This window comes from Bosea vaviloviae (assembly GCF_001741865.1).
GTDB classification, from domain to species: Bacteria; Pseudomonadota; Alphaproteobacteria; order Rhizobiales; family Beijerinckiaceae; genus Allobosea; species Allobosea vaviloviae.
This window is the reverse complement of record NZ_CP017147.1, coordinates 958508-984642: the sequence shown is the minus strand read 5'-3', so window position 1 is coordinate 984642 and position 26135 is coordinate 958508. Positions and strand designations below refer to the sequence as shown.

The 26135-nt window shown below is 64.8% G+C and carries 23 protein-coding genes; 12 read left to right on the top strand and 11 right to left on the bottom strand.

All coding sequences use genetic code 11. The features are described 5' to 3' along the window. Nucleotides 1-33 precede the first annotated feature (33 nt). From BHK69_RS04635 to BHK69_RS04625, 3 genes are read right to left on the bottom strand one after another with little or no spacing between them, the layout of a single operon-like run. Nucleotides 34-867, bottom strand: coding sequence for a shikimate dehydrogenase (locus BHK69_RS04635; RefSeq protein WP_069689085.1), 834 nt, complete (start codon nt 865-867; stop codon nt 34-36). A 21-nt stretch (nt 868-888) separates the two neighbouring features. Next, complete coding sequence (locus tag BHK69_RS04630) at nt 889-1515, bottom strand: Maf family protein (protein WP_069689084.1); 627 nt, start codon at nt 1513-1515, stop codon at nt 889-891. Next, on the bottom strand, nt 1512-2342 hold the full coding sequence (locus BHK69_RS04625; RefSeq protein ID WP_069693372.1) for a pyruvate, water dikinase regulatory protein: 831 nt from the start codon (nt 2340-2342) through the stop codon (nt 1512-1514). Before BHK69_RS04625 ends, BHK69_RS04630 begins: the two co-directional genes overlap by 4 nt. 567 nt (nt 2343-2909) lie before the next feature. Here BHK69_RS04625 and hemE point away from each other — a divergent pair. From hemE to rho, 3 genes are all read left to right on the top strand, one after another. Continuing rightward, nucleotides 2910-3944 carry a uroporphyrinogen decarboxylase gene (hemE, locus tag BHK69_RS04620; protein WP_069689083.1) on the top strand — a complete coding sequence of 345 codons (1035 nt, stop codon included), beginning with the start codon at nt 2910-2912 and terminating at the stop codon, nt 3942-3944. A 9-nt stretch (nt 3945-3953) separates the two neighbouring features. After that, the gene (gene hemJ / locus BHK69_RS04615; protein WP_425285558.1) at nt 3954-4382 is read left to right on the top strand and encodes a protoporphyrinogen oxidase HemJ; all 429 of its coding nucleotides are present in this window, start codon (nt 3954-3956) and stop codon (nt 4380-4382) included. Nucleotides 4383-4652: 270 nt separating this feature from the next. Continuing rightward, complete coding sequence (gene rho / locus BHK69_RS04610; protein WP_069689081.1) at nt 4653-5918, top strand: transcription termination factor Rho; 1266 nt, start codon at nt 4653-4655, stop codon at nt 5916-5918. Between the two features lie 15 nt (nt 5919-5933). On the opposite strand, the gene BHK69_RS04605 is transcribed toward rho, so the two are convergent. Continuing rightward, nucleotides 5934-7934, bottom strand: a complete 2001-nt coding sequence (locus BHK69_RS04605) for a thioredoxin domain-containing protein (protein ID WP_069689080.1) — start codon at nt 7932-7934, stop codon at nt 5934-5936. Nucleotides 7935-7999: 65 nt separating this feature from the next. Between BHK69_RS04605 and mnmE the strand changes: the two genes are divergently transcribed. From mnmE to BHK69_RS04580, 5 genes are all read left to right on the top strand, one after another. Continuing rightward, on the top strand, nt 8000-9325 hold the full coding sequence (gene mnmE, locus BHK69_RS04600) for a tRNA uridine-5-carboxymethylaminomethyl(34) synthesis GTPase MnmE (RefSeq protein ID WP_069689079.1): 1326 nt from the start codon (nt 8000-8002) through the stop codon (nt 9323-9325). Nucleotides 9326-9429: 104 nt separating this feature from the next. Beyond that, nucleotides 9430-11322, top strand: a complete 1893-nt coding sequence (mnmG, locus tag BHK69_RS04595) for a tRNA uridine-5-carboxymethylaminomethyl(34) synthesis enzyme MnmG (protein ID WP_069689078.1) — start codon at nt 9430-9432, stop codon at nt 11320-11322. Nucleotides 11323-11325: 3 nt separating this feature from the next. Continuing rightward, nucleotides 11326-11973: a 16S rRNA (guanine(527)-N(7))-methyltransferase RsmG gene (gene rsmG / locus BHK69_RS04590; protein WP_069689077.1), complete on the top strand. Its 648-nt coding sequence runs from the start codon at nt 11326-11328 to the stop codon at nt 11971-11973. Continuing rightward, a complete protein-coding gene (locus tag BHK69_RS04585) occupies nt 11970-12800 on the top strand; it encodes a ParA family protein (protein WP_069689076.1) in 831 nt (276 codons plus the stop codon). The genes rsmG and BHK69_RS04585 overlap by 4 nt, the downstream gene beginning before the upstream one ends. A 35-nt stretch (nt 12801-12835) precedes the next feature. Continuing rightward, the gene (locus tag BHK69_RS04580; protein WP_069689075.1) at nt 12836-13714 is read left to right on the top strand and encodes a ParB/RepB/Spo0J family partition protein; all 879 of its coding nucleotides are present in this window, start codon (nt 12836-12838) and stop codon (nt 13712-13714) included. Between the two features lie 48 nt (nt 13715-13762). On the opposite strand, the gene holA is transcribed toward BHK69_RS04580, so the two are convergent. From holA to leuS, 3 genes are read right to left on the bottom strand one after another with little or no spacing between them, the layout of a single operon-like run. Then, nucleotides 13763-14794 (bottom strand): DNA polymerase III subunit delta, encoded by a 1032-nt coding sequence (holA, locus tag BHK69_RS04575; protein WP_069689074.1) that lies wholly within the window; start codon nt 14792-14794, stop codon nt 13763-13765. Between the two features lie 16 nt (nt 14795-14810). Then, complete coding sequence (locus BHK69_RS04570; RefSeq protein ID WP_069689073.1) at nt 14811-15374, bottom strand: LPS assembly lipoprotein LptE; 564 nt, start codon at nt 15372-15374, stop codon at nt 14811-14813. Continuing rightward, entirely contained in the window at nt 15361-17985 is a 2625-nt protein-coding gene (gene leuS, locus BHK69_RS04565; RefSeq protein ID WP_069689072.1) for a leucine--tRNA ligase, read from the bottom strand. Before leuS ends, BHK69_RS04570 begins: the two co-directional genes overlap by 14 nt. Before the next feature lie 95 nt (nt 17986-18080). Here leuS and BHK69_RS04560 point away from each other — a divergent pair, with 95 nt between their 5' ends. After that, a complete protein-coding gene (locus BHK69_RS04560) occupies nt 18081-18746 on the top strand; it encodes a YggS family pyridoxal phosphate-dependent enzyme (RefSeq protein ID WP_083269121.1) in 666 nt (221 codons plus the stop codon). A 113-nt stretch (nt 18747-18859) separates the two neighbouring features. Here BHK69_RS04560 and BHK69_RS04555 read toward each other — a convergent pair whose 3' ends face one another. After that, complete coding sequence (locus BHK69_RS04555; protein WP_069689070.1) at nt 18860-19429, bottom strand: L,D-transpeptidase family protein; 570 nt, start codon at nt 19427-19429, stop codon at nt 18860-18862. 81 nt (nt 19430-19510) lie between these two features. Here BHK69_RS04555 and BHK69_RS04550 point away from each other — a divergent pair, with 81 nt between their 5' ends. Together BHK69_RS04550 and BHK69_RS04545 are read left to right on the top strand one after the other, a co-directional pair. Continuing rightward, nucleotides 19511-20197, top strand: a complete 687-nt coding sequence (locus BHK69_RS04550) for a response regulator transcription factor (protein ID WP_069689069.1) — start codon at nt 19511-19513, stop codon at nt 20195-20197. Nucleotides 20198-20203: 6 nt separating this feature from the next. After that, entirely contained in the window at nt 20204-20668 is a 465-nt protein-coding gene (locus BHK69_RS04545; protein WP_069689068.1) for a cyclic nucleotide-binding domain-containing protein, read from the top strand. A gap of 199 nt (nt 20669-20867) precedes the next feature. On the opposite strand, the gene xth is transcribed toward BHK69_RS04545, so the two are convergent. The 3 genes from xth to BHK69_RS04530 all read right to left on the bottom strand — a co-directional run bounded on the left by xth (nt 20868) and on the right by BHK69_RS04530 (nt 25555). After that, nucleotides 20868-21683, bottom strand: a complete 816-nt coding sequence (gene xth, locus BHK69_RS04540) for an exodeoxyribonuclease III (RefSeq protein ID WP_069689067.1) — start codon at nt 21681-21683, stop codon at nt 20868-20870. 255 nt (nt 21684-21938) lie between these two features. Next, complete coding sequence (locus BHK69_RS04535; RefSeq protein ID WP_158516157.1) at nt 21939-22763, bottom strand: LolA family protein; 825 nt, start codon at nt 22761-22763, stop codon at nt 21939-21941. A 230-nt stretch (nt 22764-22993) separates the two neighbouring features. Next, nucleotides 22994-25555, bottom strand: coding sequence for a DNA translocase FtsK (locus BHK69_RS04530; protein WP_069689065.1), 2562 nt, complete (start codon nt 25553-25555; stop codon nt 22994-22996). A gap of 168 nt (nt 25556-25723) precedes the next feature. Here BHK69_RS04530 and BHK69_RS04525 point away from each other — a divergent pair, with 168 nt between their 5' ends. After that, nucleotides 25724-26068, top strand: a complete 345-nt coding sequence (locus BHK69_RS04525) for an antibiotic biosynthesis monooxygenase family protein (RefSeq protein WP_069689064.1) — start codon at nt 25724-25726, stop codon at nt 26066-26068. The last annotated feature ends 67 nt before the right edge of the window (nt 26069-26135 follow it).

Genomic DNA, 26135 nt, shown 5'->3' with positions numbered 1-26135 from the left:
AAGATCATGGAGTGGCCATGGGATCCCGCCGAATCAGGCCCCCAGGATATCCCTTTCGAGCCTTGCGCGCAGGGCCGGCGTTACCGCCGGCGTCACCCCGAACCAACGCGCGAATCCGGGCACGGCCTGGTGCAGCAGCATGCCGAGGCCATCGACGATGACGCCGCCGCGCTGTTGGGCCTGCGTCAGCAGCGCCGTCTTCAGCGGTACATAGACGATGTCGTCGACGAGCGTGCCGGGGCGCAGGCGCGCCAAATCGAGAGCCAGCGGCGGCTGGCCCTTCATGCCGAGCGAGGTCGTGTTGACGATGAGATCCGCCTCTCCGACCAGTGCGTCGCGCTCGTCCCAGTCGCGCGCTTGCAGCGGCGCGCCGAGAACCCGGGCAAGCTCTTTGGCCCGCTCCCGGCCGCGATTGGCCAGGATGATGCGGGCCACGCCACGGCTCTTCAGGCCGTAGGCGATGGCCCGCGCGGCGCCACCCGAACCGATCAGCAGCGCCGTGCGAACCCTCTCCTGCCAGCCCGGCGCAATCGCATCGAGATGACCGAGGAAACCGGCAGCGTCGGTGTTGTCGCCGTAAAGCCGTCCGTTCTCGCACCAGATCGTATTGACCGCGCCTATGGCGCGCGCCGCCGCGCTGACCTCGTCGAGCAAGGGCAGCATCGCTTCCTTATGCGGGACAGTGACATTGCCACCCGCGAATGCGCCTGCCCGGATGCGCGCGACGAAGCCCGGCAGCTCCGACGGCGCGACATCGATGCGCTCATAGGATCCGTCGAGCCCATGCTGCTCGAGCCAGGTTCCGTGAATCAGCGGCGATCTCGAATGGGCGATCGGATGGCCGATGACGAAGCAGCGAAGAGTCATGGTGGATAGCGGTCCGAGGGATCAGTGCGCGAGCAGGCCGTGACCGCGCAAGGCGGCGAGGACGGCAAGGAGCGGCAGGCCGAGAATGGTGAAATGGTCGCCTTCGACTGTGTCGAAGAGCTGGGCGCCGAGCCCTTCGATCTGGTAGCCGCCGATGCTGACGAAAGCGGACGGGCCCATCGCATCGACATAGGCCGCGATGAAATCCGGGCTCAAAGCACGCATGGTCAGGCCGGCCGTCTGGGCGCCCTGCGCGATGACCTCGCCGGCCTGCGCCAGGACGAAGGCCGAGCGCAGCTGGTGCGTTCGACCCGACAGCGCAGCGATCTGGGCGCGAGCGCCGGCGGCGTCAGCGGGCTTGTGATGACTGACGCCGTCACAGGTCAAAGTCTGATCGGCGCCGAGCACGATGCGCTGGGCATGAGCCCTTGAGACCACCAAGGCCTTGGCGCGCGCAAGCTCGAGAGCTGCATCCTCGCCCGGCAGACCGCGTTGCAGCAGCGCCGCTTCGACGGCGCGTTCATCGATCTCGGGCTTGATCACCTCGACCAGAATTCCTGCCGCCAGCAGCATGTCGCGCCGCGTCGTGCTGCCCGAGGCCAGCACGAGCGGGACCGAGCCGAGCCAGAGCGCAGCTGCGCCATTCATGTCGCGATGAACTTCATGCGGTGGTCGCGCAGGAGATCGAGGATAGCGGCTGCCGTCTCCTCGATCGAGCGGCGGGTGACGTCGATCACCGGCCAGCCCTTACGGGCGCAAAGCCGGCGCGACTGCGCGACCTCGTCGGCGACCATGGCGGGATCGACATAGGGCGTCTCGTCATCGGCCTTGAGCGAGAGCAGGCGGTTCTGCCTGATCTGGACGATGCGGTCGGCGCTGGCGACGAGACCGACGACCAGCGGCTTCTTCAGGGCTTCGAGCTCTGGCGGCAACGGCACATTCGGCACGAGCGGGATATTGGCTGTCTTGATGCCGCGATTGGCGAGATAGATCGAGGTCGGCGTCTTCGAGGTCCGGCTGATACCAACCAGGATGATATCGGCGCTTTCGAGATCGCCACCGAGCTGCCCGTCATCATGCAGCAGCGTGTAGTTCATCGCGTCGATGCGGCGGAAATATTCCGCGTTGAGGACGTGCTGGGCACCAGGCTTCGGCGCCGAGGCCTGGCCGAGATAGGACTGGAACAGCGAGAGTACCGGATTGAGCACCGATAGGCAGGGGCAGCCGAGATCGCGACAAAACGCCTCGAGCCGCGCCGACCATTCCGGTTCGACCAGGGTGTAGAGCACGACGCCGGGCGAGGCCTCGATCTCTGCCAGCACGCGGGCGAGCTGCGCCTCGGAGCGGACGAGCGGATAGACGTGCTCGATCGCCGAGACGGTCTCGTATTGTGCGGCTGCTGCGCGGCTGACCGCGATCAGCGTTTCGCCGGTCGCGTCCGAGACGAGATGGAGGTGAAAATAATTGCGGGCCACGTTGGCTCCCGGATTAACGAACAGAGCCACCTCTAGAGCCGGATGATCTCAGATGGAATCACAAAGTGATCCCATCTGAGATCTGAATCCGTCTCTCATCAAAGAGTTAGAGCAGGATCTATGCGAAAAACCGGTTCCCACTTTTTCGCATCCTGCTCTGGCGCGCTGAGCGGACAAAGCAAATTGGACCGGGAGGCCGTCGGCGGCGCAGACGGATTCACGACGCCGGGGATGAGTGTGGACAACCGAGCGTCCCAGAGGCCTCCGGAAAGCGGCGTGTATAACCCCCCATTTCGATCAACAGGCAAAGGGCTGTGGTCAGGTTCGGCGATGTTTCACGTGAATCATTTTGGAGGCCGGAAGCCCGACCCCGATTCCAATTGGTTAAGAAAGCCTTAACGACCTCGATCGCCATTGCCGCATTCCGGCCTTGAGGGCCCAGGAGCTGTGGACCGGCTGTGGATGGCTTTGCGGCTAAGCCTGTGCCTGCCCCCAAGAGTCAAAAAAGAAGATTCTCTCTCAAGAATCATATTTAGAAGAGATCGAGAGCGATGGTCTGGATCGAACATGTCGACGCATAGCAAACCGGTTTTCCTGCGGGCACTCGATGGAGAGACACTGGTCACTCCCCCGCTCTGGCTGATGCGTCAGGCTGGCCGATATCTGCCGGAGTATCGTGAGCTTCGCGCCAAGGCTGGAAGCTTCCTCGCGCTTTGCTATAATCCCGAAATGGCTGCCGAGGTCACCTTGCAGCCGATCCGGCGCTTCGGTTTCGATGCCGCGATCCTGTTCTCGGACATCCTCGTTATTCCGCAAGCGCTCGGGCAGGCCCTCTGGTTCGCCGAAGGCGAAGGTCCCCGCCTCGAGCCCGTAGCCGATGAGGAGCGCTTGCGCGCGATCGATGGGCAAGCCGACCAGGACAAGCTTGCGCCGATCATCGAGACCGTACGCCGGGTGAGAGGGGCCCTGCCCAGGGAGACCGCCCTCATCGGCTTCTGTGGCGCGCCCTGGACCGTGGCGACCTATATGGTGGCCGGTCGAGGCACTCCCGATCAAGGGCCGGCGAAAGAGCTGTTCACGCGCGACCAGGATCTCTTCCAGCGCCTGATCGACCGGATCGTCGTTTCGTCGATCGATTATCTCAACGCGCAGATCAAAGCCGGCGTCGATGCCGTCCAGATCTTCGACAGCTGGGCGGGATCTCTGGGGCCGGCCGAGTTCGAACGCTGGTGCATTGCGCCGACGAAGCGGATCGTCGAGGGCGTGCGGGCGCGTCATCCCCGGACCCGCATCATCGGGTTCCCTCGTGGCGCCGGTGCGCTCATCCCGGGTTATGTCACGGCGACAGGCGTCGATGCCGCTGGACTCGAAACCGATATCGACCGCGGTTTCGCGCGCGACGCGATCCAATCGCTGGTGCCGGTCCAGGGCCATCTCGATCCGTTGATCCTGCGCGCCGGGGGACCGGAGCTGGAGCGCGAGGTTGCCGCGATCAGATCGGCTTTCGGGCCTAAGCCCTTCGTTTTCAATCTGGGTCACGGCATCTTGCCCGACACCCCGATCGCGCATGTCGAGCGGCTGATTGCCGCCGTCAGGGCCTGAGGGAGGACCATCGCGATGTATGAATGGATCAAGGCCTTCCACGTCATGGCGGTGATCGCCTGGATGGCGAGCATGCTCTATTTGCCGCGGTTGATGGTCTATCATGCGGAAGCGCAGACCGGGTCGATCCAGTCCGAGACCTTCAAGATCATGGAGCGGCGGCTGCTCAAGGGCATCATGACGCCCTCGATGATCGTGACCTGGATCCTGGGCCTCTACCTCGCCTGGTCGGCCTTTGGCTTCAAGGGCGGCTGGCTGCACGGCAAGATCCTGCTGGTCTTCATCCTGTCCGCCATCCATGGCTATCTGGCAGGACGGGTCCGCGCCTTCGCCGAGGATCGCAACCTCAAGAGCGCGCGGTTCTATCGCGTCATCAACGAGGTTCCGGCCGTGTTGATGGCGCTGATCGTGATCCTCGTCATCGTCAAGCCGTTCTGATTTGCCGTTCTGAATTTCGCCTCGGCTTGACCGGTTTTCTGAGGGGACGACGCCGTGTCGTTTCCCGCTTGAGCCCAGGTGAGAATCCCGCTATCAAGCCCCTGCGCTCGTTTGGCGTATTCCCTGTTGCCGATGGTTCGTGAGCCCGCTGCCTGCGCAGACGCTCATGGCGCGCAACCGCAACGCTGGTCCGTCCTGGACCTGCCGTTCTTCTCCGTTACCTCCTGACCCCTGTTCGTTTCGCAGGGGCTTTCACGATCCGGGTGCCCCATGCGGGAAATCAAGCTCCAAGACCTCAAGGTCAAATCTCCGACCGAACTTCTGACCTTCTCCGAGGGGCTCGAGGTCGAGAACGCCAGCACGATGCGCAAGCAGGAGCTGATGTTCGCGATCCTGAAGCAGCTTGCAGCGAAGGATACCGAGATCCTCGGCGAGGGCGTTGTCGAGGTCCTGCCTGACGGTTTCGGCTTCCTGCGCTCGTCGGATTCGAACTATCTGCCGGGTCCCGACGACATCTATGTCTCGCCGACGCAGATCCGCAAATTCGGCTTGCGCACCGGCGATACGGTCGAAGGTCCGATCCGCGGCCCCAAGGATGGCGAACGCTATTTCGCGCTGCTCAAGGTCAATACGATCAATTTCGAGGACCCCGAGCGGATCAAGCACAAGATCAACTTCGACAATCTGACGCCGCTCTATCCCGATGAGCGCCTGCGCATGGAAGTGCCGGATGCGACGAAGAAGGATTTCTCGGCCCGCGTCATCGACATCGTCTCGCCGATCGGCAAGGGCCAGCGTGCCCTGATCGTGGCGCCGCCGCGCACCGGCAAGACCGTGCTGCTGCAGAACATCGCGCAGTCGATCACGACCAACCATCCGGAATGCTATCTGATCGTGCTGCTGATCGACGAGCGGCCCGAGGAAGTCACCGACATGCAGCGCTCGGTGAAGGGCGAGGTCGTCTCCTCGACCTTCGACGAGCCGGCCTCGCGCCACGTCCAGGTCGCCGAGATGGTGATCGAGAAGGCCAAGCGCCTGGTCGAGCATGGCCGCGACGTCGTCATCCTGCTCGATTCGATCACGCGTCTGGGCCGTGCCTACAACACCGTGGTGCCCTCCTCCGGCAAGGTGCTGACCGGTGGTGTCGACGCCAACGCCCTGCAGCGGCCCAAGCGCTTCTTCGGCGCGGCGCGTAATATCGAAGAGGGTGGCTCGCTGACCATTGTTGCGACCGCACTGATCGACACCGGCAGTCGCATGGACGAAGTCATCTTCGAAGAGTTCAAGGGCACCGGCAACTCCGAGGTGATCCTCGACCGCAAGGTCGCCGACAAGCGCATCTTCCCGGCGATCGACATCCTCAAGTCGGGCACCCGCAAGGAAGAGCTCATCACGCCCAAGGATGTGCTGGCCAAGACCTATGTGCTGCGCCGCATCCTGAACCCGATGGGCCCGCAGGACGCGATCGAGTTCCTGATGGACAAGCTGCGCCAGACCAAACAGAACGCCGACTTCTTCGACTCGATGAACACCTGAGCCGGTCACACCGGCTCAGCGGCCCTCCGCGACAGCCTGCGCCAATCGATTCGGCTCCGTGACCGGCGGCAGGCAGCGGCCGGCAAAGCAGACGAAGGCCGCTCCTGTGCCCGCTTGCCGCGCCATTGCGGCAGCTGGATGCTCGGCCGGCAGATTCGAGGCATCCGGGCAATCGACCAGGGTCGTCACCGTATAGGGCAAAGTGAGCGCCGCCTGGTGCAGCGCCGCCCGCTCTGATCCTGCCAGCACGATCTCCAAACCATGCCGCGCCAGATCATAGGCGTTCAGGATCGAGCCATGTGCCATGGGTGCGCGCTCGGCCGCGGCCAGTGCCACGCCAAGGAATGCCTCGGCGCGATCGCGATCCTCAACATCACCGCTTTTGATCGCCAGGCGCAGCAGATTGTTGGCGTGAATCCCGTTGGCGTTGGGCACGGCGTCGTCATGGGTCGGGCGCGGTATGACCGGCAAGCCCTTGTTTTCCATACGAGTCATACCGAGTAGGCCCGTGGTTTCGTTTCGGTAGTGCTGCTGCAGATGCGCGCTCCAGCGGCTGGCAGCGTCGCGGTAGTGCTGCTCGAATGTCGCGTCGTGCAGCGCCAACGCGGCGTCCGCCATGGCGGCGTGGTCGAGCGCGAAGCCGGGCTTGATCAGCCGGCCCTTGCGATAGGAATGGGCGAGCCCGTCGCCATCGGCCATCGATTCGGTGACGAAATGGTAGGCGCGCCGGGCAAGGGCGAGCCCGTCCTTGCGATCAAGCAGGCCGGATGCCCGCGTCAGCGCCGCGATCATCATGCCGTTCCAGTCGGCCAGGATCTTGTCGTCGCGGGCGGGCGGAATCCGCTTGGCCCGGATCGCCAGCAATCGCTCGCGGATACCGGCCAGGACGGTTGCCGTCTCGGGATCGGGATCCGGCGTTTCCAGCCGATTGAGGATCGTGACCTCTTCCCAATTGCCGTGCGCGGTCACGTCGTAATGGAGCGCGAGCAGGCGCGCCTCTTCCTCCGAGAGATGCGTTTCGAGCTCGCGCGCGGTCCAAACATAGAACCTGCCCTCGACGCCTTCGGAATCGGCATCGAGACTGGCGGCGAAAGCGCCCTCGGGCAGCAGCATCTCGCGTGCGAGCCAGGCGACGATGCCCTCAGCCGCCATCTTCATCAGCGCGTCGCCGCTGCGGGCGGCCTCCAAAGCGTAGAGGTTGAGCAATTGGGCGTTGTCGTAGAGCATCTTCTCGAAATGCGGGGCGAGCCAGCGCTCATCGACGGAATAGCGGGCGAAGCCGCCGCCGAGATGGTCATGGATGCCGCCGCGCGCCATCCGCTCCAATGTCCTGCGGGAAGGCTCCTGCGTTGCAGGGGAGCCCGTGCGCGCGCCATGGCGCCAGAGCGCCTCGACCAGGCCGGGATTGGGGAATTTCGGCGCGCCGCGCAGGCCGCCATGATGTGGGTCGAAGGCGCCGGCGATCTGGCCCGCCAGCGCGTCGAGATCGGGCTCACCCATCCCGGCCGTGGCGAAAGCATCGGCTTGCGTCAAGGCTGCGCGAATGGCGGCGGCGTTGCGCGCGATGCGATCGGGATCCTGCCGGTGGATCGCCGCGAGCTGTTTCAGCACGCCGGTGAAGGAGGGCCGGCCATAGCGCGCTTCGGGCGGGAAATAGGTGCCGCCCCAGAACGGGTCGCCAGCGGCGGTCAGGAACATGGTCAACGGCCAACCGCCCTGCTCGCCCAGGCTGTGCAGCGCGCTCATATAGACATGGTCGATGTCGGGTCTTTCCTCGCGGTCGACCTTGATGTTCACGAAGAGCTCGTTCATCACCGCCGCGGTTGCAGGGTCCTCGAAACTTTCATGCGCCATGACATGGCACCAATGGCAGGCGGCATAACCGACCGAGAGCAGAACCGGCCGGCCGCTGCGCTTGGCCTCGGCGAAAGCGGCCTCGCTCCATTCCCACCAGTGAACCGGATTGTCCTTATGCTGCAGAAGATAGGGGCTGGCGGCATCCGCGAGACGGTTCATCGGCGTGGCTTTCCAGCGGGGCGCCAAAGCGTGGTTGGGGCCGGGCGCAGCATGGTGTTCGAGAGATGAGCGACGTAGCAGCCTATCCGACGATCGTCGCCCTGTCCTCCGGCAGCGGACGGGCGGGTGTCGCTGTCATCCGGATATCCGGCTCGCGGGTTCGATTCGTGCTCGAAACGATTGCGGGCGGAATCCCTGCGCCACGCCATGCCGTCTTGCGGCAACTGCGTGACGAGGCCGGCGAGGTCATCGATACCGGGCTCGTGCTGTATTTTCCCGCGCCAGCGAGCTTTTCGGGTGAGGATATCGCCGAGTTCCAGGTTCATGGCGCAAGGGCTGTCATTGCCCGTCTGCTGAACGTCCTGACACATCTGCCCGGGGTGAGGCTTGCGGAGCCTGGTGAATTCACCCGGCGGGCCTTTGAAGCCGGGAAGCTCGATCTCGCCGCCGTCGAAGGTCTGGCGGACCTGATCGATTCGGAAACGGAATGGCAGCGCCGGCAGGCGTTGCGCCAGATGACGGGCACACTCGGCAAGCAAGCGGCGGCGTGGCGCAGCCGATTGATCGAGGCGATGGCGCTGCTTGCCGCGGATATCGATTTCTCCGACGAGGGCGATGTCTCGGGACCGCTCGTCGATGAGGCGCTGGCGATCGCAGCAGGCATCGCCGCGGAGCTGCGAGAGGCTCTCGGCAGCTTTGCCATGGGCGAACGCGTCCGCGAGGGTTTCGTCGTGGTCCTCGCCGGCCCGCCCAATGCCGGCAAGTCGAGCCTGCTCAACGCGCTCGCCCGCCGCGATGTCGCCATCGTCTCGGCCATGGCGGGTACGACGCGCGATGCGATCGAGGTGCGGCTCGATCTGGCGGGTTTGCCGGTCACGCTGGTCGATACGGCGGGTTTGCGCGAGAGCACCGAGGCAATCGAAGCCGAGGGCGTCAGGCGGGCCCTGGATTTGGTCGCGCGGGCGGATCTCGTTCTCAAGCTTCGGGCGATCGATTCGCCTCCGGATCGTTTCGCCTCGATTCAAAAGACGCTTTGCATCGCCACGAAGGCAGATCTGGCAAGCGATCTGGCAAGCCAGGCCTTGCCGGGCGAGATCGCGGTTTCGTCTCGCACGGGCGCAGGCCTGGATAATCTGCTGGCGAGCATTATTGCCGAGCTCGGGGCGCTCTCGCAGCCCGAACCGGCATTGCTGACGCGTGAGCGGCACCGGGTTGCGGTGTCCGATGCCGTGCTTGCGCTGGAGCGCGCGATCGATGCCCGGCACGGCCAGGTCGAATTGCTGGCCGAGGAGGTTCGCCTGGCCGTGACGGCGCTGGAGCGCTTGGTCGGACGCATCGATGTCGAGGATGTTCTCGACCAGCTGTTTTCCGGCTTCTGCATCGGAAAATAGCAAGCGGCGGCCTCACCTTCATAATTCGGGCCGTTTCACGTGAAACGAGGCGTCATCGCCTTATAGTCATTGACCCCCGGCTCGGGCTTCGCTAGCGAATCCGCATGTCTCTTCCTGTTGTCGAAACACGCTACGACGTGATCGTGGTCGGTGGCGGCCATGCCGGCGCCGAGGCGGCGAGCGCAGCTGCGCGGCTTGGCGCGCGCGCCGCACTGATCACGCATCGGCCGGAGACGATCGGCGTGATGTCCTGCAATCCGGCGATAGGCGGTCTTGGCAAGGGGCATCTCGTCCGCGAGATCGATGCGCTCGATGGCGTCATGGCGCGGGCAGCCGACCGGGCCGGCATTCAGTTCCGTATGCTCAACCGCCGCAAAGGCCCGGCCGTGCGCGGCCCTAGGGCCCAGGCGGATCGTAAGCTTTATCGTCTTGCTGTTCAGGATTTGTTAGCCGAACAGGGCAATCTCGATATCGTCACCGGCGAGGTGTTCGATATCGAGATCGGGAACGGCCAGGTCAACGCCGTGATCCTGGCGGATGGGCGTCGATTCGCTACCGGAACGGTCGTATTGACGACTGGAACCTTCCTGCGCGGCTTGATCCATATCGGCGAAGCCAAGATTCCGGCTGGGCGGGTCGATGAGGCGCCCTCGTTGGGGTTGTCTGCGACCTTGGAGCGTCATGGCTTTCCGCTGGGCCGCCTCAAGACCGGCACGCCGCCGCGTCTGGATGGCCGCACGATCGATTGGGCAGCGCTCGAAATGCAGGCGGGCGACGATCCGCCTGAGCCCTTCTCGGCGTTGACCACGGCGATCACGACGCCGCAGATTTCCTGCGGGATCACGCGTACGACTTTGGCGACGCATGACCTGATCCGCGCCAATCTCCACCGCGCGCCAATGTTTTCCGGCCAGATTGAAGGCCGCGGGCCGCGCTATTGCCCCTCGATCGAGGACAAGGTCGGGCGCTTCGGCGATCGCGACGGCCATCAGATTTTCCTTGAGCCCGAGGGGCTCGATGACGACACGGTCTATCCAAATGGCATCTCGACCTCCTTGCCGGAGGATGTGCAGCTCGGCGTGCTCAAGACGATTCCGGGTCTGGAGCGCGCCACCATGCTGCGCCCCGGCTATGCGATCGAGTATGATTTCGTCGATCCACGCGCCCTAAAGAACACGCTGGAGACGCGTGCGGTCCGCGGCTTGTTCCTGGCTGGCCAGATCAACGGCACGACAGGTTATGAGGAGGCCGGCGCACAAGGACTGTTCGCCGGTTTGAACGCTGCGCGCCGGGCTAGCGGGGCCGAGCCGACCGTGTTCGAGCGCACCACCTCCTATATCGGGGTTCTGGTCGACGATCTGGTTACGCGCGGCGTTACGGAGCCGTACCGAATGTTCACGTCGCGGGCGGAGTTTCGGCTGTCATTGCGCGTCGACAACGCCGATGAGCGCTTGACGCCGCGTGGTATGGAGCTTGGCCTAGTGAGCTCATTGCGTCGCGACCATTTCGAAGCCCGGCGGACCGCCATCGCACGGTTGCAGGCTCGATTAAAGGATGTCTGGGTCACCCCGCAACAAGCGGAAGGGGCCGGAATCCATCTTAACCGCGACGGCCTTCGGCGGAGCGCCTACCAGCTGCTCTCCTATCCCGATATAGACTATGAGAGCCTCGCGACGATCTGGCCGGATCTTGCTGACTATGATCCGTCGGTTGTTTCACGTGTGACGGCAGATGCGGTCTATTCGGTCTATCTCGATCGCCAGTCTGCAGAGATCCAGGCGCATAAGCGCGACCAGGCGTTGAAGGTGCCGGAGGATCTCGATCTCGACGAAATCTCGGGTTTGTCCAACGAGATCAAGTTGAAGCTGAACGCGGAGCGGCCGGCTGATCTCGCCCAGGCGGCGCGGATCGAGGGCATGACGCCTGCCGCGCTGACCCTGTTGGCGGCGCATGCGCGGCGTGGGCGTCGCCAGCGCGCCCCCGAACCGATCGCGTGATTCGTGACTGTTGATAAAAGCGACAGGGCGCATGCTTTGAGCTTGACGCCTGTTTCACGTGAAACAGAGGAGCGTCTGGCGATCCTCGTCGCTGAGCTCGAGCGCTGGCAGGTGGCAAAGAATCTGGTGTCCTCGGGCACGTTGAAAGATGTCTGGACACGCCATATTGCCGATTCACTGCAACTCTTCGATCTGGCGCGAGACTCGCAGCGCTGGCTTGATCTCGGCTCCGGCGGCGGCTTTCCCGGGTTGGTGATCGGCATTTGCCTGGCGGAGCGGGGGGCCGGCGAAATCCATCTTGTCGAGAGCAACAGCCGAAAATGCGCTTTTTTGCGACATGCCGCGCGTTTGACGGGGGCACCGGTCAGGGTTCACAATGCGCGGATCGAGGATGCCGTTGGCGATTTTGTGGGCAAGATCGACGTGGTTTGCGCGCGAGCCCTGGCGCCGCTGCCATTGCTGCTGGACTGGTGCAAAGACCTGTTGAGAACAGGGGCGTTGGGGCTTTTTCCCAAGGGACAACATCTAGATGCTGAATTGACCGACGCGTCTAAATATTGGAAGATTCAGGCCTCAACGGTTTCTTCCGTGACAGACAGCGCCGCGCGCATCCTGATGGTTCGTGCGGTCGAGAAGCGGGCCGATTCATGACCGATCTTACCCCTATTGCCCTGCCGCGCCGTCCGCGCGTGCTGGCGCTCGCGAATCAGAAGGGCGGCGTCGGCAAGACGACGACGGCGATCAATCTCGGCACGGCGCTGGCGGCGATCGGCGAGAAGGTGCTGATCGTCGACCTCGATCCGCAAGGCAATGCCTCGACGGGGCTCGGCATCGATCGCAAAAGCCGCAAATCCTCGACCTATGATGTTCTGTGCGGCGATGTTGGTCTTGGGCAAGCGATGCAGGAGACGGCCGTCCCGGGCTTGTTCCTGGCGCCGTCGACGCTGGACCTGCTCGGCGTCGAACTTGAGATCGCCTCCTCCAAGGATCGCGCCCATCGCCTGAAGAACGCGATCGACGAACTGGTCTATGATCAGCGCTGTTCCGACCTGACCTATGTGCTGATCGATTGCCCGCCCTCGCTGAGCCTGATCACCATCAATGCGATGACGGCTGCGGATGCGGTGCTGGTGCCGCTGCAATGCGAGTTCTTTGCCTTGGAAGGCTTGAGCCAGCTGCTGAAGACCGTCGAGCAGGTCCGCAACGGCCTCAACCCGCGTCTGATTATCCAGGGTGTGGTTTTGACGATGTACGATCCGCGCAATAACCTGTCGGGCCAGGTGATGGCTGATGTCCGCGAATTCCTCGGCGATAAGGTCTATGAGACCGTGATCCCGCGCAATGTCCGGGTGTCGGAGGCGCCGTCCTATGGCAAGCCGGCGCTGCTTTATGATCTGCGCTGTTCGGGTTCGCAGGCCTATCTGAAGCTGGCCTCCGAGGTGATCAAGCGCGAGCGCGTTCTGCGCGCGGCAGCCTGATCCAGGAAAAGACGAGAGAGTACAAGAGGATGGCAATGGCCGAAGAACAGGGGCGCTCACGGCTCGGCCGAGGCCTGGCGGCGTTGATCGGCGATGTCGGCGAGGAGATCGGTGCGATCGACCGGGCGCGCGGCCAGAGGCGCGTGCCTGTCGAGTTCCTGCGTCCGAGCGCGCGCAATCCGCGGCGCAGCTTCGGCGAGGACGATCTCGAAGAACTCACGGCCTCGGTCCGCGAGCGCGGCATCCTGCAGCCGATCATCGTGCGCTCGATTCCAGGCATGCTCGATGCCTATGAGATCATTGCGGGTGAACGGCGCTGGCGCGCTGCCCAGCGCGCAGGCTTGCACGATGTGCCGGTCATCCTGGTCGAGGCGGATGATCGCGAAGCGCTCGAAATCGCCATTGTCGAGAACGTCCAGCGCACCGATCTGAACGCGATTGAGGAGGCCGCCGGTTATGAGCGGTTGATCGCGGAGTTCAGCTATACGCAAAACGACCTTGCGCGGGTCATCGGCAAGAGCCGCAGCCATGTCGCCAACACCCTGCGGCTGTCCAAACTGCCGGAATCGGTGCGGAAGATGGTCAGCGAAGGCGCGGTTTCGGCCGGCCATGCCCGCGCCTTGCTGTCTGTTTCGGAGCCGGAACTGATGGCTCGCAAGATCATCGACGAAGGGCTCAGCGTCCGTGACATCGAACGGATCGTTCAAGACGAATCGCGCGGCGAAACCAAAAGCGTTCCAGGCAAGCCCAAGATCGACAAGGATCCCGATACCCGCGCGGTCGAGAAGGCTCTCGAGGAAGCGCTGGGGCTGTCGGTCTCGATCCAGCATCGGGCCAATGGCGGCGGCGAGATGAAGATCAGCTACAAGACGCTCGAGCAGCTTGAAGCGCTCTGCCGCCGATTGAAGGCCTGAAGAGAGCAATTTCCGATCTGACTGGATCGAGAATTGCTCGTAAACGCTTCAGTCTCCGCGCGCTCCGGAACGGCCGAGACGCGCCAAGGTCCAGAGCGTGCGCACCGCGGCGGGCCGGGCGATATCGCCGTCCCGCCTGACGGCAAGCGTCGCAGCCCCCAGAAGCGAGATGGCCTCGGTCAGTTTCGGGGTCGTCCAGGCGGCGAGCGCCGCCTCCATCGCTGGAATGCGTGGAAAAGGCAGCCGCATGGTTGCAACGACGTCCTTGACGCCGCGGCCGGCATCGACGCTTTGCCGGGATTTGAGCAGCGTCAGCGCCTGTCTCAGCACCGCGCCCAACATGACGCCGGGGTCGAGGCCCTCCCCGCTCAGTTTGGCATAGGCCAGATCGAGCGCCGGCAGGCGCCCGGCGAAGACGGCGTCGACCAGAGCAGCCTGCTCGCGCTGGGCGGTGTCGCCGACGACCGCCTCGATATGCTCGCTTAGAACAGCGGGATCGGCCCCGACATAAAGCAGGAGCTTCTCGATCTCGCGTCGCGATGTCTGCCGGTCGCCGCCGAGCAATCCGGCGAGATGGTCGCGATTGAGGCGGTCGATGGTCTTGCCTGCCGCGCGCAGCATCTCATCGATCAGGCTGCCGAGATCACGCGCGCCATCGCTGTAGCAGGGAACGGCGAGGGCGGATCGCGCCTTCTCGCAGGCGACGCGCAGCGGATTGCTGCGCTGGAGATCGCCGGCCTCGATAATGACGATAGCGTCCCGCGATGGTGTCGCCAGCAAAGGCTCGACGGCGGCCGTCAGCAGTTTGCCCGTAGCGGAGACGCGGATGGCGCGCCGGCCGCCAAACAGGCCGATGGTATTGGCCTCGTCGACGAGCTTGAGCGGGTCGGAGGCTATGTCGTCGCCGCTCATCCGCACGAGCTGGAAAGCGTCGTTGGCGTCGTCTACATTGGCGCGCGCCAGTGCGGCGGCGCGCTCCGAGACCAGGCCGGTATCGGGGCCGTAGATCAGAAACAGCCGCCAGGCCGGATCGGGCTTGGCCAGCGTGCGTTCGGCCTCATGCGCCTTGACGGCGGCCATGGCAGAGATTCTCGCTTCAGCCGGAGACCAGATCGGCGGCGAGCTGCCCCTTGATCAGCTGGGCCAGACTCTTGGCCGCACGGATCTGGGCGTCGCGCGCGGCGCGCACGGTGGCGAAGCGCTGCGAGGAGCGCTCATAGGGTGCACGCACGACATTGGTGCCCGAGGAGACAGTCTCGCCCGCGCCTCCTATGCGCTTCACCGTCCAGGTCGCGGTGGCGATCAGGACCGCCGAATCGGCGCGGCCGGTGTTGTAGTCGACCGTGACGACCTCGATTGATTCGGACGTCTTGGCCTCGAAGCGCAGGCGCTTCTGAACGTCGGGCTCGCCGCCGCCATCGAGCTCGAAAGCAAGCTCGTTGCGCAGATAATGGCCGGTCAGCCCCGAAATCTGGGGGATTTCGACGCTCTTCAGCGCGGACCTGACGCTGCCGCCGACGGTGCTCGTGGTGTTCTCGGAATAGAGCGGCTGCAGGCAGCCCCCGGCGAAGGCGGTCGCGAGCAATGTGGCGGCCAGCATCATGCGGCGGGTGGGAATCGGCTGTGACAGGGGCCGGTTCTGGACTTCAGGCGACGACATTCACGATTCTCCCGGGCACGACGATGATCTTCCGGATCTCCCGGCCGTCAAGCGCCTTGATGACAGCCTCGGAGGCACGCGCGAGCGCCTCCACGGCCACGGTATTCGCATCGGCGGGGACGGTCACCTCCGCGCGCTTCTTGCCGTTGATCTGCACCGGCAGCACGATGCTGTCGTCCTTCAGCAGGGCCTCGTCGGCGACAGGCCATGCAGCCTCGCCGATAAGCCCCGGCTGCCCCAGCGCCTGCCAGCACTCCTCGGCGAGGTGCGGCATCATCGGCGCGACAAGCTGCGTGGCGATGATGGCGGATTCATGCAGCGCGAAAGCGATATCGGGTGCGAGCGCGGCGTTTTCGGCAGCCGCGTCGAGCGCTTTGCCGATGGCGTTGGTCAGCGAATAGATGTGGGCGATGCAGCGGTTGAAGCCGAGGCGCTCGATATCGAGGCCGACCGCATGCAAGGCACGGTGGCTGGCGCGGCGCAGCGTCAAGGCCTGTTCGCTCAGGGAGCTGGGTAGGGCGGCGCTGTTGCCGGTGCGCTCGGCGATCTCGCCGACGAGCCGCCAGAGGCGCTGGACGAAGCGGGCGGCGCCCTGGACGCCTTCATCGGTCCAGATCACGTCGCGATCCGGCGGCGAATCGGAGAGCATGAACCAGCGCGCGGTGTCGGCGCCGTAGGAGGCGATGATGTCGTCGGGATCGACGACATTCTTCTTGGACTTCGACATCTTCTCGATGGCGCCGATCTCGATCGGCGCACCGGTATCGACATGGAAGCCGCGGCGCTCAGCGCCATTCACCTCGATGCGAACATCGCCCGGCTCGACCCAGCTGCCGTCCTTGGCCCGGTAGGTCTCGTGGACGACCATGCCTTGCGTGAACATGCCATCGAAAGGCTCGTCCAGCCCGGCATGGCCCGTCGCCTTCATGGCGCGGGTGAAGAAGCGCGAATAGAGCAGGTGCAGGATCGCGTGCTCGACGCCACCGATATACTGGTCGACCGGCAGGAAGCGATCGACGACCGGCCGGTCGGTCGGGCTGTCGATGCGCCAGGGGTCGGTGAAGCGGGCGAAATACCAGGACGAATCGACGAAGGTGTCCATCGTGTCGGTTTCGCGCCGGGCCGGCTTGCCGCATTGCGGGCAGGCGAGATGCTTCCATGTCGGGTGATGGTCGAGCGGGTTTCCGGGCCGGTCGAAGGAGACGTCGTCGGGCAGTTTGACCGGCAGGTCGGCGTCGGGCACCGGCAGCGTGCCGCAATCGGCGCAATGGATCACCGGAATCGGGCAGCCCCAGTAGCGCTGGCGCGAAACGCCCCAGTCACGCAGGCGGAAATTGACCTTGCGCGTGGCGACGGGGCTGTTGCCGCGCGTCTCGGCCTCCAGCCGGCGGGCGACTTCTTCTTTCGCCTCCGGAATGGTCATGCCGTCGAGGAAGCGCGAATTGATCATGCGGCCGTCATCGCCATAGGCGGTGTCGGTGATGATGAAGCTCGCCGGATCCTGGCCCTCGGGCGCCACGACGGGCGTGACGCCAAGCCCGTATTTATTGACGAAGTCGAGATCGCGCTGGTCATGGGCCGGGCAGCCGAAGATCGCGCCGGTGCCGTATTCCATCAGGATGAAATTGGCGACATAGACCGGCAAGGTCCATGATTTATCAAAGGGATGCACGGCGCGGATGCCGGTGTCGAAACCAAGCTTCTCGGCCTTGTCGATGTTTTCCTGGGCCGTGCCGGTGCGCTTGCAGTCCTCGATGAAGGCCTGCAGGGCCGGGTTGTTCTCGGCCGCCGCCTTGGCCAGCGGGTGGTCGGGAGCGATCGCCATGAACCGGGCGCCGAACAGCGTGTCGGGCCGGGTCGTGTAGATCTCCAGCTCGTTGCGATCGTAAGGATTCGATTCGAGAGCGAAACGAATCAACAGCCCTTCCGAGCGGCCGATCCAGTTCTTCTGCATCAACCGGACCTTGTCGGGCCAGCGCGTCAGGCCTTCCAGCGCGTCATGCAGCTCCTGGGCGTAGTCGGTGATCTTGAAGAACCACTGCGTCAGCTCGCGGATTTCCACGGGCGCACCGGAGCGCCAGCCGCGCCCGTCGATGACCTGCTCATTGGCGAGCACGGTCTCGTCGACCGGGTCCCAGTTGACCCTCGCGGTCTTGCGGTCGACCAGCCCGGCCTTGAGGAAGTCCAGGAACAGCTTCTGCTGGTGCTTGTAATAGCTCGGGTCGCAGGTCGCGAGCTCGCGGCTCCAGTCGAGCGACAGGCCCATGGACTGCAACTGCGTCCGCATCGTTGCGATATTGGCGTAGGTCCATTCGCGGGGATGGACCTTGTTGGCCTTGGCGGCGTTCTCAGCCGGCAGGCCGAAGGCATCCCAGCCCATCGGGTGGAGCACGGCGAAGCCCTTGGCGCGCTTGTAGCGCGCGACGACGTCGCCCATCGCGTAATTGCGGACATGGCCCATATGAATGCGGCCCGAGGGGTAGGGAAACATCTCGAGGACGTAGTAGCTCGGGCGCGGATCGTCGTTGCGGGTCTCGAAGAGCTTGCGCTCCTCCCAGACACGGCGCCATTTCGGCTCTGATTCCTTGGGATTGTAGCGTTCGACGGCCATGATAACGGGCAATTCTTGCGTGATCGGATGAGCCCGGACTAGGACACCATTGCAGCCACGCGGTCAACGCTGCACAGGACATGAAGGGACTACCGATGAGCGATACGGTTACGCGTTTGGCCGCCACACGGGCCGCGATTGCGCGCGCGGCGCGCGATTTCGAGCGCGAGGCCGATTCGGTTGCGCTGATCGCGGTCTCGAAGACGATGCCGGCAGAGGCGATCCTGCCAGCGCTGGAAGCCGGGCAGCGCATTTTCGGTGAAAATTATGTCCAGGAGGCCAAGGCCAAATGGCCGGAGCTGAAGCAGCGTTTTCCCGATGCCCAGCTCCACATGATCGGGCCGTTGCAATCCAACAAGGCCCGCGAGGCGGTCGAACTGTTCGACGCGATCCATTCGCTCGATCGCGAGAGCCTGGCCAAGGAGCTGGCGCGCGAGATCGGGCGTATCGGCAAGGCTCCGATCCTTTTCGTCCAGGTCAATACCGGCGACGAGCCGCAGAAGGGCGGCGTCAGCCCGGCCGGGATCGATGCCTTCCTGGAAAACTGCCGCGAGCATCACGGCCTCGTGATCACGGGGCTGATGTGCATTCCGCCGGCCGATGAACCGCCTTCGCCGCATTTTGCCCTGCTCGCCAAGATCGCGGTGCGCCATGGCCTGCGCGAACTCTCGATGGGCATGAGCGCCGATTACCAGGCCGCGATCCAGATGGGCGCGACCTATGTGCGCGTGGGCAGCGCGATTTTTGGCGCGCGGGTGTGAAAACAGGCTGAGGGGGGCCGGTTGGGTCATGCTCGGATCTGACCCGAGCATCTCTTGCCGAAGCTTCTCGGGTGAAGCGAAGCGCAGACCCGAGTAGGGCGCCCAAGCCCTCCTTATCGCACCACCATCACGCAATGCCGCGCCAGCCGCGGCAGGACCTTGGCGAAGACATGGCCTTCGACCGCGACGCAGCCGGCGGTGGGCGTGAAGCCGGCCCGCGCGAGATGCCAGAAGATCGCGCTGCCGCGGCCGCGAATCACCGGCGCGTCGTTCCAGCCGAGCTCGACGATGACATCATAGAGATGGTCGTCGCGCTGCAGCCGCTCCTCGGCGGCGCCGGGCGGGCGGGCGATCAGCCGGTTGTAGCGGCGGTCGCCGGCATCGTCGCACCAGGCGTCATGGCCGGTGATGGCATGCAGCGGCAGCAGGGTCCTCGGCCTCGGCAGCCGCGCCTTGCGGTAGAGCACGCTGCGCAGCGGCAGAGCGGCGCGCGGGGTGCCGCCGTCGCCCTCGCGCTTGAGTACGACGATGCCGGAGCGGCCAAGCGCGCAGGGGAATACCGCTCTTCCTGCGACCAGGAAGCCCTTGCTGCGGTCCCGGACCGAGGCGAAGACCCGCAGCCGGGTGAGGCCGCGCGGCTTGCGAACCGACCAGGATGTGATCGGGCTCTCACGTTTTCTCACTGAAATTCCATCCTGCGTGACTTGCAGACACGAATCAGCGGGCTCATGGTGCCCGCTGCGCAACCGTCACAATGATCGTTCATGTCCGCCGTTCATCATATCCTTCTCGTCGATGATGACGAGACATTGCGCGACGCGCTGGCCGAACAGCTCGCGCTCTACGACGAGTTCAAGATCTCGACCGCCGGCACCGCGACCTCGGCGGTCAAGGCCGTGCAGGCCGAGCGGATCGATCTTGCCGTGATGGATGTCGGCCTGCCCGACATGGACGGGCGCGAAGCGGTCAAGATGATGCGCAAGAACGGCTTCAAGAGCCCGGTGATCATGCTGACCGGCCAAGGCTCCGATTCAGACACGGTGCTGGGGCTGGAAGCCGGCGCCAATGATTATGTCGTCAAACCGTTCAAATTCGCCGTGCTGCTGGCGCGCATCCGGGCGCATTTGCGCCAGTATGAGGCGAGCGAGGACGCGGTCTTTCAGGTCGGGCCTTATACCTTCCATCCCGGCTCGAAGCTTTTGGTCAGCGAGAAGGGCTCCAAGACCAAGCTGACCGAGAAGGAAACCGCGATCCTGCGCTTTCTCTATCGCGCCGGCCGCAAGCCGATCGCCCGCGAGATTCTGCTGCAGGAGGTCTGGGGCTATAACAGCCAGGTCACGACCCACACGCTGGAGACGCATATCTACCGGTTGCGCCAGAAGATCGAACCTGATCCGGGCAATGCGCGTTTGCTCGTGACGGATGCGGGCGGTTACCGCCTCAACCCTTAAGTCGATATGGCTCTCGACAACGACATTGCCCTGCTGGCCCAGCAGCCGCTGCTGAGTCTGATGGAGCGCGATGCGCTGCGGCTGGTGGCGTTCGCGGCGGAAAGCCGCATCCTGCGCGCCGGCGATGTCCTGTTTCGTGGCGGCGATTTGTCTGATGGCGCCGTGCTGATCATCTCGGGCGCGGTTGCCCTGCTGCACCAGGATGACGGCCAGCCCGCCGACGAGATCGTCGGCGCCGGCGCCTTGCTCGGAGAGATCGCCCTGTTCACCTCGGCGCACCGGCCGGTGACGGCGATCGCGCGCGAGCCGACGCAGGTGATGAAGCTGTCGCGCAGTGTGATGCGCCGTGTCCTCGCCGAGTTTCCGAAGTCGGCCGAGGCGATCGCTGAAGCGATCGGCGATCGTTTGCGCGAGTTCGTCGGCGAATTGAGCCAGGTCCAGGCTGCGCTGGACGCGATCGATCGAGGCTGAGGTTAGCTCTTCGGTCTCCACAATACGCGCCGTCATCCCGGGCGGCCGAAGGTCGGCCCGGGATCCATCGGAGGGCCCCGGAGCTCTACGATGGATCCCGGCGCTCCGCTTCGCTTCGGCCAGGATGACGGCGCGTTTGAACGATCGGTCTTTGCTCAATATCCCATTGACGGTGGAACGCCCGCTCCTTTCCGGCCGCTCAAAGCTCCAGCGTTACCGTCACCGGCACGTGGTCCGAGGGGCGCTCCCAGCCGCGCGCCTCGCGCAGGAAGCTGAGGTCGCGCAGAGCCGGCTTCAGCGCGTCCGAGAGCCAGATATGGTCGAGGCGGCGGCCGCGGTTGGAGGCTTCCCAGTCGGCGGCGCGGTAGCTCCACCAGCTATAGAGTTTTTCGGGTTCGGGCCTGAGCGTGCGCGCGGCGTCGGTCCAGCCGAGCTCGCTGCGCAGCTTCTCCAGCGTCGTGGTCTCGATCGGGGTATGGCTGACCACATCGAGCAATTGCTTGTGGCTCCAGACATCGTGCTCATAAGGCGCGATGTTGAGGTCGCCGAGCAGGATGGCGGGTCGGTCGGTCGGCTTCTTGGCGATGCCCCAGGCGCCGATCTCGTCGAGGAAGGCGAGCTTATGGGCGAATTTGTCGTTCCTGGCCGGGTCGGGAATGTCACCGCCCGCCGGAATGTAGAAATTATGGATCGCGACGCCGGCGGCGGCGCCCGCGGCCTTGTCGAGTACGACGGTCATATGGCGGGCGTCGTTCTTGCCGCACATCGCCATGGCGTCCTTCTCGCTGAAGGGCAGCTTTGAGACGATGGCGACGCCGTTATAGCCCTTCTGGCCGATAAAGGCCTGATGGACATAGCCGATCTTCTCGAAGGCCTTGGCCGGGAACTGCTCGTCGGGCGTCTTGGTCTCCTGCAGGCACAGCACATCGGGCGCATGCGTGGTCAGGAAATCCGAGACCATGCCAATGCGCAGGCGGACCGAATTGATATTCCAGCTGGTGACGGTGAGTTGCACGCGAATGTTCCGGGCGGAGGGCTGCCGGAAACTGGTTTGTAGCGCGCAGAAAAGCAAGCTCCGCGAGGGCAATCACGCCGTCATTCCGGACAAGCCACATCAGCGGCGTCGAGCCGGAATCCATCGGAGCCACGGTGCCCTATGGTGGATTCCGGGTCTGCGCAGAGTTTATCCTTGGGCGATCGAAGACCGGACCCGAGGGCTGCGCCCGGAAGGGCGGAGCTTGGTCGAAATCAAGCTATGTGGCGCTGGGCCTCAGAGCATGCGCTCGTAGTTGATCGTGAAATTCTTCGGATCGGGGCGGCGCTGGGTGTCGAGATTGTAGACCGAGACTGTCGTCTCATAACCTTGCGGATCGATCACCACCCAGCCGCGCAACTCATTGGCAGTGATGTCGTAATTCAGGGTGATCTTGGAGGTGCCGCCCAGCGTCGAGCGGTCCTCGATCCTGACTGATAGGATGTCACCCTTGGTGCCGGCGCCCATCACGACCGAATCGCGCGCCAGATCCATGCGCTCCTTGACCAGGAATTTCAGCGGGGTCTGGCCGATCGAATAGATATCCTGCGTCGCCAGTTTCTTGTCGCGGATCGCGACGGAGGTGCCGTCGGCGATGACCTCCGTCGTCACCGGAGCGCGATACTCGAAGCGCATCTTGCCCGGGCGCTGAATGTAGAGCTTGCCCTCAAGACGGCGTCCATCGGGAGAAAACTGGATGAAATCGGCCTGCAGAGTGGCGAAGCCGTTGAAATAGGCGTTCAACCGCTCGACGGCCTCGTCTTGCGTCTGTGGGGCGGAGGACTTGCCCGATGCTTTCGCCGGCGTGGCCGCGATGCGCTGAGGCGCTTCGGCGGAAGCGGTTTGCACCGGCGTCGCCGCCGTCGCCATGCGCGGCAATCCGAGGCCCTCAGGCCGCACGGGCGGCAGGCGCGTGCCGCTGCGCGACGGCTTGGCGGCAGTGATCGCCTGCTTGGCGGGCTGCAGATTCAGCGGCTGGGCGCTGGCCCCACCGAGGGTGGCTGCGAAGCCGAGCGCGACGAGCGCGCTGATCGAGGCCCGCATCCGGAGGCGGCGTGTCATGAGCATGCAAGCTCCACTCAAAATCGGCCCAGTGGCCGGGATCAGCGTGCCTTTGCCGGCACGCTGCAACAAACAGGTCATGGAAGCGAACCTACCGCTCCGGTCAAATCTTGGCGCGGATTCATCCGAAAAACCGGCTTCCACTTTTTACCAACCCGATCCAGTCAACGCATCGCGATGGACGAAGGTTGCAGTACCGTCATGGCAATTTGAGGACGGAATGCCGGCGTTCAATCCTCGTCTTCGCGGGCGCGTCCGGTTTCGACCAGGATTTCGCGCTTGCCGGCATGGTTGGCGGGGCCGACGATGCCTTCGTTCTCCATCCGCTCCATGATCGAGGCGGCGCGGTTGTAGCCGATCTGGAGGCGGCGCTGGATATAGGAGGTCGAGGCCTTCTTGTCGCGCAGCACCACCGCCACCGCCTGGTCGTAAGGGTCGTCGCTCTCGGCCTGGCCCATGGCGCTCTTGTCGAAGACCGCGCCATCCTCGCCCTCGGCTGCGCCCTCCTCCTCCTCGGAGGTGACGGCTTCGAGATATTGCGGCCGGCCTTGCGTCTTCAAGTGGGCGACGACCTTCTCGACCTCGGCATCGGAGACGAAGGGGCCGTGGACGCGGGTGATGCGCCCGCCGCCGGCCATGTAGAGCATGTCGCCCTGGCCGAGCAGCTGCTCGGCGCCCTGCTCGCCCAGGATCGTGCGCGAGTCGATCTTGGAGGTGACCTGGAAGGAGATCCGGGTCGGGAAGTTCGCCTTGATCGTGCCGGTGATGACGTCGACGGAGGGGCGCTGCGTCGCCAGCACGACATGGATGCCGGCCGCGCGCGCCATCTGGGCCAGCCGCTGGATCGTGCCCTCGATCTCCTTGCCGGCGACCATCATCAGATCGGCCATCTCGTCGACGATGACGACGATATAGGGCAGAGGCTCGAGGTCCATGACCTCCTCCTCATAGATCGCCTCGCCGGAATGCTTGTCGAAGCCGGTCTGCACGGTGCGGGTGATGACCTCGCCGGCGGCCTTGGCCTCGCCGACGCGGGCGTTGAAGCCGTCGATGTTGCGCACCGAGACCTTCGACATCTTCTTGTAGCGCTCCTCCATCTCGCGCACCGCCCATTTCAGCGCCACGACCGCCTTCTTCGGGTCGGTGACGACAGGGGTGAGCAGATGGGGAATGCCGTCATAGACGGAGAGTTCGAGCATCTTGGGATCGACCATGATCAGGCGGCACTCCTCCGGCTTCAGCCGGTAGAGCAGCGACAGGATCATGGTGTTGATCGCCACCGACTTGCCCGAGCCGGTGGTGCCGGCGACGAGCAGATGCGGCATCCGGGCGAGATCGACGATCACCGGCTCGCCGCCGATGGTCTTGCCCAGCCCCAAGGCGAGCTTGTGCTTGGAGCTCTCGAAATCCTGGCTGGCCAGAAGTTCGCGCAGGAAGACGGTCTCGCGCTTGGCGTTGGGCAGTTCGATGCCGATGGCGTTCTTGCCCGGGATCACGGCGACGCGCGCCGCGATCGCGCTCATCGAGCGGGCGATGTCGTCGGCCAGCGAAATCACCCGCGAGGATTTGGTTCCTGGCGCAGGCTCAAGCTCGTAAAGCGTCACCACAGGGCCGGGTCGAACCTGGGTGATCTCGCCGCGCACGCCGAAATCCTCGAGCACGCCTTCGAGCAAGGTCGCATTCTGCTCCAGCGCGTCGGTCGAGATCGCGTTGGCGGGCAGCTTCTTGGGTTCCGACAGATAGGTCAGCGGCGGCAATTCGAACTGGTCGCGGTCGAGCAGCGAGGGCTGGGCCTCGCGCTGCATGCGCTTTCCCGGCTTGGGCGCGATCGCCGGGGCGGTGACGCGCGGTGCGTTGAGATCGCGCAGATCCTGCGGCTCGTCGTCGTCCTCGGGCAGGTCGACCGCGGCGGGCCGCGGGCGCGAAACAGGCAGGGGCTCGGGGGCGAAAGGCTGGCTCGCGGCGCGCGGTGCTGTCTCGCCGAATTGTGGCTCGCGACGGACGCGGCCGGGCACGGGGGCCGAGGCGGCCGGGCCTGCATTGACCAGCGGCTCGGGCGGCTGCGGCAAACGGCGCAGGATCATGCCCCTGAGCGACATCGCGCCATGGGCGAGCCAGCCGATCAGGATGACCGCGATGCCGGGCTCGTCGTCGCGGCGATCCTCGCTCTCGCTCCAGGATTCGTCCTCATCCTCGTTCTCGGCGCTCGGATCCTCGTCGGTGACGAAACCGAAGCCGGCCGCGGCCGTGATCGCTAGGATCGAGATGCCGGCATAGAGGAAACCGACGAGGCCGCCGAGCGCATTGCCGGCGATGCCGACGAGGTTGCGGGTGCCGAACAGCAGGCCGTCGCCGATGACGCCGCCCATGCCGGTCGGCAGCGGCCAGCGCGGCGTCGCGGGCAGGGCGCTGGCGACCGCGCCGGTGGCGACGATGCCGACGACCCAGAGGCCGAGCTTGAGCGCACCGCGATCGAACAGATGGAAGCGGATCAGCCGGAGTGCCCAGATCACCGGCGGGAACAGCAGGGCGACGACGCCGAGCCCGATCAATTGCATCAGCAGATCGGCGACCATCGCGCCGGGACGGCCGAGCCAGTTCCTGACGGCGCCGCTGGTGGCGTTGTTGATGCTGGGGTCGTCGACGGACCAGGTCGCGAGCGCGATCGCGATCGCCGATGTCAGGGCCAGCAGGCCGAGCCCGGTCAACTCCGCCGCGCGCCGCGACAGGAACTCCCGCACCGGATCGGGCAGGCGGTCCATCAGCGAGGAGGAACGTCGGATCGTGCGCATGCTGGTGTCGTGCTTCGGGCTTCCGGCCGCCAGAGTCGGGCCTGTCCGGTCACGTTAGGAAGGTGAGGTTAAGACCCGCTTAACCTTGGCGCGCTGGCGACTTCGGATGGAACGTTACGGGCGCTGCTGCATTTCCGCCCTGTAGGCAGCCAGACAGGAGACATCGCGATGCGAGACGCTCATGGGGAGAAGATCGCGGCGATCGCGCGCATCTGGCGCGGCCGAACAACCGCGGCGAAAGCGGATGAATATGCCGTCTATCTGCGCGAGGTGGGCGTGACACCACTGCTCGAAACCGCGCTCGGGGCGCAGATGTTTCGCGAGGATCGCGGCGCCGAGACGGAATTCGTGACGATCTCGTACTGGGAGAGCATCGAGGCGATGTCGCGCTTCGCCGGCTCCGATCCGCGCCGCATCCACCATCTCGAACGTGATGCGGAATTTCTGATCGAGCTGCCTGAAAGCGTGCAGATCCTGGACGTCGTTGTCGATCGCCGGGCAGTGGATTTCTGACGTCCGGTTCCTGACGCCAATGAAAAACCCCGGCGGTTTCCCGCCGGGGTTGTTTCACGTGAGACGC

What these genes read in the sequence shown, in the direction of transcription:
- BHK69_RS04635 (WP_069689085.1), bottom strand. Translation starts at nt 867, where the DNA reads ATGACTCTTCGCTGCTTCGTCATCGGCCATCCGATCGCCCATTCGAGA.
- BHK69_RS04630 (WP_069689084.1), bottom strand. Translation starts at nt 1,515, where the DNA reads ATGAATGGCGCAGCTGCGCTCTGGCTCGGCTCGGTCCCGCTCGTGCTG.
- hemE (WP_069689083.1), top strand. Translation starts at nt 2,910, where the DNA reads ATGTCGACGCATAGCAAACCGGTTTTCCTGCGGGCACTCGATGGAGAG.
- rho (WP_069689081.1), top strand. Translation starts at nt 4,653, where the DNA reads ATGCGGGAAATCAAGCTCCAAGACCTCAAGGTCAAATCTCCGACCGAA.
- BHK69_RS04605 (WP_069689080.1), bottom strand. Translation starts at nt 7,934, where the DNA reads ATGAACCGTCTCGCGGATGCCGCCAGCCCCTATCTTCTGCAGCATAAG.
- mnmE (WP_069689079.1), top strand. Translation starts at nt 8,000, where the DNA reads ATGAGCGACGTAGCAGCCTATCCGACGATCGTCGCCCTGTCCTCCGGC.
- mnmG (WP_069689078.1), top strand. Translation starts at nt 9,430, where the DNA reads ATGTCTCTTCCTGTTGTCGAAACACGCTACGACGTGATCGTGGTCGGT.
- BHK69_RS04585 (WP_069689076.1), top strand. Translation starts at nt 11,970, where the DNA reads ATGACCGATCTTACCCCTATTGCCCTGCCGCGCCGTCCGCGCGTGCTG.
- BHK69_RS04580 (WP_069689075.1), top strand. Translation starts at nt 12,836, where the DNA reads ATGGCCGAAGAACAGGGGCGCTCACGGCTCGGCCGAGGCCTGGCGGCG.
- holA (WP_069689074.1), bottom strand. Translation starts at nt 14,794, where the DNA reads ATGGCCGCCGTCAAGGCGCATGAGGCCGAACGCACGCTGGCCAAGCCC.
- BHK69_RS04570 (WP_069689073.1), bottom strand. Translation starts at nt 15,374, where the DNA reads ATGTCGTCGCCTGAAGTCCAGAACCGGCCCCTGTCACAGCCGATTCCC.
- leuS (WP_069689072.1), bottom strand. Translation starts at nt 17,985, where the DNA reads ATGGCCGTCGAACGCTACAATCCCAAGGAATCAGAGCCGAAATGGCGC.
- BHK69_RS04560 (WP_083269121.1), top strand. Translation starts at nt 18,081, where the DNA reads ATGAGCGATACGGTTACGCGTTTGGCCGCCACACGGGCCGCGATTGCG.
- BHK69_RS04550 (WP_069689069.1), top strand. Translation starts at nt 19,511, where the DNA reads ATGTCCGCCGTTCATCATATCCTTCTCGTCGATGATGACGAGACATTG.
- BHK69_RS04545 (WP_069689068.1), top strand. Translation starts at nt 20,204, where the DNA reads ATGGCTCTCGACAACGACATTGCCCTGCTGGCCCAGCAGCCGCTGCTG.
- BHK69_RS04535 (WP_158516157.1), bottom strand. Translation starts at nt 22,763, where the DNA reads ATGACACGCCGCCTCCGGATGCGGGCCTCGATCAGCGCGCTCGTCGCG.
- BHK69_RS04530 (WP_069689065.1), bottom strand. Translation starts at nt 25,555, where the DNA reads ATGCGCACGATCCGACGTTCCTCCTCGCTGATGGACCGCCTGCCCGAT.
- BHK69_RS04525 (WP_069689064.1), top strand. Translation starts at nt 25,724, where the DNA reads ATGCGAGACGCTCATGGGGAGAAGATCGCGGCGATCGCGCGCATCTGG.